This is a genomic window from Kitasatospora sp. NPDC059571 (genome assembly GCF_042735675.1).
GTDB lineage: Bacteria > Actinomycetota > Actinomycetes > Streptomycetales > Streptomycetaceae > Kitasatospora.
In genome coordinates, this window is sequence record NZ_JBHWBW010000481.1 from 1 (window position 1) to 5,997 (window position 5,997).

Consider the following 5,997-nt stretch of genomic DNA (forward strand, 5'->3'; position numbering starts at 1 on the left):
GGGGCGGGCTGCTGCTGCGGGTAGCCGTAGCCGGTGTTCGGCTGCGGGGGCTGCGGGTAGCCGTACCCGGCGGGCGGCTGCTGCTGCGGGTACCCGTACCCGGTGTTGGGCTGCTGCGGCGGGTACGGCGCGGGGGCCTGCGGGTAGCCGTAGCCGCCCTGGGCCGCGGCCGGCTGCGGGTAGCCGTACCCGGCGGGCGGGGCCGCGGGGGCCGGCGTCGCCGGCGGCGCGGCGGGCACCCCGGCGGTGGGCGGGGCGGCCGGCGGCGGCGGGAGCGGGGCGGTCGGCGCCGCGGGGGCCAGCGTGTAGGTGTCCGGCTCCTCCTCCGCCGGAGCGGCCGGGGCCCGGTCGGCGGCGTCGGACGGCGGCGCCTGCCCGGACGCGTCGTCCTCGCCGTCCTCCACCGCGATGCCGTAGTCGGTGGCGAGCCCGCTCAGGCCGCTGGCGTAGCCCTGCCCGATCGCGCGGAACTTCCAGGAGCCGCTGCGGCGGTAGAACTCGCCGGCGACCAGCGCCGTCACCTCGTCACCGTCGGTGATCGGGAACTCGGCGATCGCCTCCGCGCCCCCCGCGGCATCGAAGACCAGCACCCGCAGTCCGGACACCGCGCGGAACGATCCGCCCTCGGCCGACCCGGCCAGCACCACCCGCTCGACGTCCCCGGCGAGTCGGGAGAGGTCGATCTCGACCGCGTCCGAGACCTCCTCGCCGGCCGAGGACTGCTGGCCCGCGAGGTGGCGCACCGCGCCGGACGGGTGGTCCGGCTGGTTGTAGAAGACGAAGTCGGCATCCGAACGGACCTTGCCGTCGGTGCCGGTCAGCAGGGCCGAGACGTCCACCTCGGGCCCGCCGGGCGCGGCCGTCCAGCGCAGCTCGGCCCGGACGGCCGAGGCCGTCAGTGGAATGTTGGCGCCCTTCGCCATCACGTGCGTCATGCCCTACATCCTGCCCGGCGGCGCCCCCGCCGGACAACGTGGACCGGCCACCGGCGTCCGCGTTGTGTGTCGCCCCAGGTAACCTTCCGAGAATTCGATGTTTCAAGGCTTTGCACGGCCGAAACGGACCGTACGATTAGCGGCCAACGGCCCGGGCGGCCCGTCCACCCCGGCAGACCCCGCCCGCGGGTGAGATGTCCCGTGCGCCGCCCCCCACCCCGAAACCATCGGGTCCGGCCGTGCGTCCGTGCTGTCAGGGCGTCAGCCGTACCCCGCCCGGCCACCGGGCCGCCACCGAGCCTCCAGGGAGAGCGATTTGCGCCACTTCGGCCACCTTGCCGACGACGTCCGGGGTCGGCTCTTCCTGAGCGAGCCCGTCGCCTTCGACCTGCAGAGCGAGGCGGCCGTGCTCTCCACCGGGCTCGGTGCCACCCTGTACAGCCCGGCGACCCGGACCACGCTGGCCGCCGACATCCGCAAGCAGGCCGCCCGCGGCGTGGTCTCCATGGTGCTCTGCCTGGAGGACGCGATCGCCGACCACGAGGTGCCGGACGCCGAACGGAACCTGGTGGCCCAGCTCGGCGAGCTCGCCGCCGACGGTGCCGAGGGCGTCCCGCTGCTCTTCGTGCGGGTCCGCCGCGCCGAGCAGATCACCGACCTGACCCGCCGGCTCGGCCCGGCCGTCCGGCTGCTCGCGGGCTACGTGGTGCCCAAGTTCACCGACGAGAGCGGCGGCGCCTACCTGGAGGCGCTCACCAGGGCCGAGGAGGCCTCCGGACAGCGGCTGTTCGCCATGCCCGTCCTGGAGTCGCCGGAGCTGGCCCACCTGGAGACCCGGCGCGAGCAGCTGTACGGGATCTCCCGCCTGCTGGACAAGTACCGCGAGCGCATCCTGGCCGTCCGACTCGGCGTCACCGACCTGTGCTCCGCGTACGGACTGCGCCGCTCGCCCGACCTGACGGCCTACGACGTGGCGCTGGTCGCCGGCGTCATCGGCGACGTGGTGAACGTGCTGGGCCGCGCCGACGGCACCGGGTACACCGTCACCGGGCCGGTCTGGGAGTACTTCCCGGTGCAGGAGCGGATGTTCAAGCCGCAGCTGCGGCGCACCCCGTTCGCCGAGGCGCAGCCGCCCGCGGACGGCGTCCGCCAGCGCATCATCGAGCACGACCTGGACGGCCTGATCCGCGAGATCGAGCTCGACCGGGCCAACGGGCTGCTCGGCAAGACCTGCATCCACCCCAGCCACGTGCCCGCCGTGCACGCCCTGTCGGTCGTCACCCACGAGGAGTTCTCCGACGCGCAGGACATCCTCAGCCGGCACCGCGACGGCGGCGGCGTGCTGCGCTCGGCGTACACCAACAAGATGAACGAGGCCAAGCCGCACCGGGCCTGGGCGGAGCGGGTGATGCTGCGCGCCGAGGTGTTCGGCGTCGCCCGCGAGGACGTCAGCTTCGCCGAGCTGCTCGGCGCCTGCCTCTGCGGCTGACCGCCGCCGGGCCCCGCCTCGGTACCCTCGACCGGAGCACGCCCCTCCGCATCCAGTCCTTCCCGCCCCGCCGCACGTCCGCACGGCTGCACCACCGAAAGCAGGAGTTGTGACCGCACCGCACGCCGAGACGGCGCCCTGGTCCGGCCAGTGGGTCACCGACCGGCTCGACATCGCCCTCACCGGCTCGCCCGAGCTGCCCCGGCTGATCGGGCTCGCCCTGCGCCGCAACCCGCGCCGCGCCCACCTGCTGGTCTCCCACGTGCTCGGCAAGCACGTGCCGCAGCATCCGGAGGTGGTGCACGGGGCCGGCCTGGAGCTCGGCCGCCGGGTGCGCGACCTGATCGGCGACGAGGCCGCCGCCCGGGCGGTCGTCCTCGGCTACGCGGAGACCGCGACCGCGCTCGGCCACAGCGTCGCCGACGGCCTGGACGCCCCCTACCTGCACTCCACCCGGCGCCCGGTCGACGGGCTCGTCCCGGTCGGCGGCTTCGAGGAGGAGCACTCCCACGCCACCTCGCACCTGCTGCTGCCCGAGGACGGCGAGCTGCTGGCCGGCGACGGGCCGCTGGTCCTGGTCGACGACGAGTTCTCCACCGGCACCACCGTGCTCAACACCGTCCGGGCGCTGCACGCCGCGCACCCCCGCGAGCACTACGTGGTGGTCGCCCTGGTCGACCTGCGGACGGCCGCCGACCGGGCCCGGCTGGAGGCCGCCGCCGCCGAGCTCGGCGCCCGGCTCGACCTGGTCGCCACCGCCGAGGGCGGCGTCGACCTGCCAGCCGACGTGCTGCCTCGGGCCCAGGTGCTGATCGACGCCCAGCCCGCGCAGCCCCGCCCAGAGGGCCCGCTCGCACCCGTCCTGCGGGCCGAGCTGGACTGGCCCGCCGACCTGCCCGACGGCGGCCGGCACGGCTTCACCCGGGAGCACCGCCGCCGCCTGGAGGGCGCGCTGCCGGCCCTCGCCGCACCCGTCGCGGACCTGGTCGCCGACCGCGAGCGGATCCTGGTGCTCGGCTTCGAGGAGCTGATGTACGCGCCGCTGCGCCTGGCCGGCGCGCTCGCCGAGCGCCTCGGCCCGGACCGGGTGCGGTTCTCCACCACCACCCGCTCGCCGGTGCTCGCCGTCGACGACCCCGGCTACGCGATCCGCACCGCGCTGGCCTTCCCCGCGCACGACGACCCGGCCGACGGCTCCACCGAGCGGTACGCCTACAACGTCGCGCCGGGCGCCGACCCGGCCCGCCGGTTCGACGCCGTCGTGCTGGTCGTCGATACCCCGGCGGACACCGCCGCCCTGCACGACCATCCGGCCGGACTGCTGCAACAGCTGCGGGCGGTCACCGACCAGGTGGTGCTCGCCGTTCTCCCCGCGTACCGTCCGCGGCCACCCCGCTGACGCCTCCACCCCCCACCATCGACCGCGCACCCCGAGCTAAGGCGAGACCCATGACCACCACGCTGCCCGCCCCGCTCTTCGGCCCGGCGTTCTCCTCGTACCCGGCCGAGGACGTGACCTGGCTGCTCAAGGACCTCTCCGGGGTGGCGCTGGAGGCGCCGACCGAGGAGCGCGAGGAGGCCGTGCAGTCCGGCGGCGCGCACTACGCGGAGTCGCTGCCGGTCGAGTACCAGCCGAGCGCCGAGTACCAGGAGCTGTACCGGCAGGCGCTGGGCGCCTCCGCGGAGCGGATAGCGCTCGGCGTCGGCACGGTCGCCGAGACGCTGCTGCGCGAGCGCGGCCGCGGCCTGGTGCTGGCCTCGCTGGCCCGGGCCGGGACCCCGGTCGGCGTGCTGATCCGCCGCTGGCTGCGCTTCGCGCACGGCGTGGACGCCCCGCACTACACCGTCTCCATCGTGCGCGGCCGCGGCATCGACACGGTGGCGCTGCGGCACCTCGCCGCCCACCACCGGGCCGCCGACGTGGTCTTCGTGGACGGCTGGACGGGCAAGGGCGCGATCACCCGAGAACTCGCCGAGGCGCTGGCCGGCACCGGCTTCGACCCCGAGCTCGCGGTGCTCGCCGACCCCGGCCGCTGCGTGCGCACCTTCGGCACCCGCGACGACTTCCTGATCCCGTCCGCCTGCCTCAACTCCACGGTCTCCGGGCTGGTCTCGCGCACCGTGCTGCGCGCCGACCTGATCGGCCCGGACGACTTCCACGGCGCCAAGTTCTACCGGGACCTGGCCGTGGCGGACGTCTCCAACGACTTCCTCGCCGCCGTCGCCGCGCACTTCCCGGCCGTCCGGGCCCGCGCGGAGGCCGCGGCGGACGCGCTCGGCGCCTCGGACCGCACCCCGACCTGGGAGGGCTGGGCCGCGGTCGAGCGGATCAGCGCGGAGTACGGCATCGACGACGTCAACCTGGTCAAGCCCGGGGTCGGCGAGACCACCCGGGTGATGCTGCGCCGGGTGCCCTGGCGGGTGCTCGCCCACCGCGGCGCCGGCGCCGACCTCGACCACGTCCGCCTGCTCGCCGAGCAGCGCGGTGTACCGGTGGAGGAGGTGGACGACCTGCCGTACTCCTGCGTCGGTCTCATCCACCCCCGCTACACCCGCGGCGCGACCGGCGCCGACGGCACGGCGGTGGCAACCGCCGACGGTACGGACCCTGCCATGAAGGACAGTTGATGCCGAGTCAGTTCCTGGTCGCGAGCGACCTCGACCGCACCCTGATCTACTCCAACCGGGCGCTTGCCCTGGGCGTGCCGGACCGGCTCGCCCCGCGGCTGCTCTCGGTGGAGGTCAACGACGGCCGGGCGCTCTCGTTCATGACCGAGCAGGCCGCCGAGCTGCTCGTCGAACTGACCGGGCTGGCCGTCTTCGTCCCCGCGACGACCCGCACCCGCGCCCAGTACGAGCGGGTCAACCTGCCCGGGCCGACGCCCGGCTGGGTGCCGCGCTACGCGATCTGCGCCAACGGCGGCCACCTGCTGGTGGACGGCGTGGTCGACCGGGACTGGCACGCCGAGGTCCGCGGCCGGCTCACCGAGGCCAGCGCCCCGCTCGCCGAGGTGGTCGAGCACCTGGCGATCGCCGCCGACCCGGAGTGGACGCACAAGCGCCGCGTCGCCGAGGACCTCTTCGCCTACCTGGTGGTGGAGCGCGCCGAGCTGCCCGAGGGCTGGCTCGACGAGCTGACCGGCTGGTGCGCCGAGCGCGGCTGGACGATCTCGCTCCAGGGCCGGAAGGTGTACGCCGTGCCGGCGCCGCTCACCAAGAGCGCCGCCCTGGCCGAGGTGGAGCGCCGCACCGGCGCCGCCACCGTGCTGACCGCCGGCGACTCGCTGCTCGACGCCGAACTGCTGCTCGCCGCCGACCACGGCTGGCGGCCCGGCCACGGCGAGCTCGCGGACTCCGACTGGACGGCGCCCGGGGTGACCGCGCTGACCGAGACCGGGGTCGCTGCGGGCGAGGAGATCGTCCGCCGGATGCTCGCCCGGGTCAGGGCCGCCTCCACCGTCCGTGCCTGAGGCCGCCCTGCTGAGGCAGCACGCCTGAGGCCGCACGTCTGGGGCCGCACTCCTGCGGCGGCGCCGAGCCCGGGTGCGCGGCGGGCCGGGCCCCGTGCGGGGC

Annotated in this window: 3 protein-coding genes and 1 pseudogene; 3 read left to right on the top strand and 1 reads right to left on the bottom strand. The window is 75.6% G+C overall.

Annotated features, from left to right (window positions below; genetic code table 11):
• Positions 1-935, bottom strand: a 935-nt coding sequence (locus ACFV0G_RS33415; protein WP_380556112.1) for a TerD family protein, incomplete at its 3' end; no start/stop codon positions are given.
• 316 nt (positions 936-1,251) lie between these two features.
• Between ACFV0G_RS33415 and ACFV0G_RS33420 the strand changes: the two genes are divergently transcribed.
• The 3 genes and pseudogenes from ACFV0G_RS33420 to ACFV0G_RS33430 all read left to right on the top strand — a co-directional run bounded on the left by ACFV0G_RS33420 (position 1,252) and on the right by ACFV0G_RS33430 (position 5,894).
• Positions 1,252-2,424, top strand: a complete 1,173-nt coding sequence (locus ACFV0G_RS33420) for an HpcH/HpaI aldolase/citrate lyase family protein (RefSeq protein WP_380556114.1) — start codon at positions 1,252-1,254, stop codon at positions 2,422-2,424.
• A gap of 109 nt (positions 2,425-2,533) precedes the next feature.
• Positions 2,534-5,052, top strand: a pseudogene (locus tag ACFV0G_RS33425) (phosphoribosyltransferase).
• On the top strand, positions 5,052-5,894 hold the full coding sequence (locus ACFV0G_RS33430) for an HAD family hydrolase (protein WP_380556116.1): 843 nt from the start codon (positions 5,052-5,054) through the stop codon (positions 5,892-5,894). Before ACFV0G_RS33425 ends, ACFV0G_RS33430 begins: the two are co-directional and overlap by 1 nt.
• Positions 5,895-5,997: the final 103 nt, after the last annotated feature.